This is a genomic window from Acinetobacter sp. NigerLNRRAM0016 (genome assembly GCF_054112845.1).
Genome location: NZ_JBSYVT010000123.1, coordinates 1 through 465, shown reverse-complemented (window position 1 = coordinate 465; position 465 = coordinate 1). Strand labels below are relative to the sequence as shown.

Genomic DNA, 465 nt, shown 5'->3' with positions numbered 1-465 from the left:
TGGTGTTTTCATTTCAGGTAGTGGGGTTCGATCTATTTGGCTTCGCCACGATTTAGAGAACTTTAAAAAGCGACTGAAAGCTTTAGAAGCCAAGGTGGCTAAAGATGGAATTGAGTTAAATGATCATCAAATTGCTGAACTTGAGCGTAAACATGAAGATGATGTTGCTTGTGGCGAAATAGAAACACACCATCCAGGATATCTTGGAGCACAAGATACATTTTACGTTGGCAATCTCAAAGGCGTTGGTCGAATCCATCAACAAACGTTCATCGATACCTACAGTAAAGTCGTACATTGTAAGCTTTACACTACAAAAACACCGATTACAGCAGCAGACCTGCTAAATGATCGCGTACTCCCGTTTTATCAATCTCAGGATCTATCTATGCTGCGTATCCTGACAGACAGAGGCACGGAATATTGCGGTAAGGTTGAACAACATGATTATGAGCTGTATTTAGC

General features: G+C 41.1%; 1 pseudogene. It reads left to right on the top strand.

The window, feature by feature from the left end:
* A pseudogene (locus ACWQ4X_RS19810) lies at positions 1-465 on the top strand (IS481 family transposase); the annotation flags it as partial.